Source organism: Pseudoxanthomonas sp. LjRoot204_2 (genome assembly GCF_056175765.1).
Genome location: NZ_JBGFFG010000588.1, coordinates 1 through 1703 on the forward strand (window position 1 = coordinate 1; position 1703 = coordinate 1703).

The window sequence follows — 1703 nt, forward strand, 5'->3', positions numbered from 1 at the left end:
CAGTCGCGATGGGAAAGCACAGGTATTCGGTCGCGACTGACGTCGCTCCCACGGCTTTCGAAACAGAAAAGGCGGGCCGAGGCCCGCCTTTTCATGATTGCCGCGAGCGCGGCTCAGTACTTGCTGATCGTGCCGTCCACATCGTCGGCCCAGGCGTTGATGCCGCCGGTGATGTTGTAGGCGTTCGAGAAGCCGAGCGCGCGGAACTCTTCCGCCGCCTGCTGGCTACGGCCGCCGCTGCGGCACAGGAAGGCGAGGGCCGTGTCCTTCGGCAGCGCTTCCAGCTCGGCACGGCCGTTGCCGTCGAAGGTCTTGAACGGCAGCTTCACCGAGGCGATGGCGCGTTCATCGGCCGGACGCACGTCGACCAGCAGTACTTCGCTGGCGCGGACCTTCGCATCGGCGTCCATCGGCGACAGCGCCTGCACCGGCTTCGGCGCGTTCGGGTTGTCGATGGCCAGGCCCTTACCGCGGATGTCGTCCACCCAGTCGATGGTGATGCCGTCGGCGCGGCGCGCGCTGGCAAGGTCGAACTGCACGCGCACGCCGTTGGATTCGCTGGCAATGGCGTTCGCGTCGAACTGCCCAAGCTGGAAGTTCGGCTGGAACTGCGCGTTGATCGACAGCGCCAGCGCGGCGCCCGGGCCGGCGTCGGCCACGGCGTTCTGCAGCATCTCGGCGGCGGCCGGGGTGATGGTGATCGCCGGCGGCGTACGGTCCGGGGCCTGCAGGCCGAGCAGCGAGGCCAGTTCGCCGGAGTTGGTCATCTGCTCGATGATGTCGCTGCCGCCGACCAGTTCGCCGTCGATGTACAGCTGCGGGATGGTCGGCCAGTCGCCGTAGGCCTTGATGCCTTCGCGGATCTCCTGGTCGGCCAGCACGTTGACGTGGGCGTAGTCCACGCCCAGCGCCGACAGCGCGCCCACCGCCTTGGCCGAGAAGCCGCACTGCGGCATGGTCGGCTGGCCCTTCATGAAGAGGACCACGCGGTTGGACTGCAGGAGGGATTCGATGCGCGAGCGCAGGGCGGGGTCGAGGGACATGTCGGATACCGGAAGGCAGGAGGACGTGGAAGCGGGGATTTTACGCCCCGTGGCATCATGGGGCATGAGCACGACAGGAACACTGCATCGTCCGCCGCGCCGTCCCGGACTGATATTGGGCCTGCTGGCGCTGTCGCAAGTGGGCGTGGCCTGGCTGTGGTGGCGCGACGGCTGGACGATCGGCCTGCCTGCGATGATGGCCACCCATCTGTCGGTGGTGTGGTCCACGCTGTACCCGCGTGCCACGCTCTTCTGTCCCGCGCTGTCACGCCTGCCCACCGCCGAGCGCGTGGTCTGGCTGACCATAGACGACGGTCCCTCCGCCGACACCCCTGCCATGCTCGACCTGCTGGACCGTCACCGCGCGCAGGCGACCTTCTTCCTCGTCGGCGAGCGCGCCGCGGCGCACCCTGCAGTGGTCCAGGGCATCCGCGATCGCGGGCACGGTATCGGCAACCACAGTGCCACGCATCCGGATACGCGCTTCTGGCGGCTGGGGCCGGGAGCGCTGGAAGACGAGATCGGCCGCAACCAGTCCATCCTGACCGCGATCACCGGCCACACGCCGCGCTGGTACCGCAGCGTGGTGGGCATGACCAACCCCTTCGTCGGCCTGGCGCTGAAGCGGCATGGCCTGGCGCGTGTGGCATGGAGTGCACG

The 1703-nt window shown here is 68.5% G+C and carries 2 protein-coding genes; one reads left to right on the top strand and one right to left on the bottom strand.

All coding sequences use genetic code 11. From position 1 onward, the window contains the following. Nucleotides 1–113 precede the first annotated feature (113 nt). A complete protein-coding gene (grxD, locus tag AC04L7_RS18120) occupies nt 114–1043 on the bottom strand; it encodes a Grx4 family monothiol glutaredoxin (protein ID WP_435996264.1) in 930 nt (309 codons plus the stop codon). A gap of 64 nt (nt 1044–1107) precedes the next feature. On the opposite strand from grxD, the gene AC04L7_RS18125 reads away from it, so the two are divergent. Continuing rightward, on the top strand, nt 1108–1703 hold a 596-nt coding region (locus AC04L7_RS18125), incomplete at its 3' end, for a polysaccharide deacetylase family protein (protein WP_475513624.1).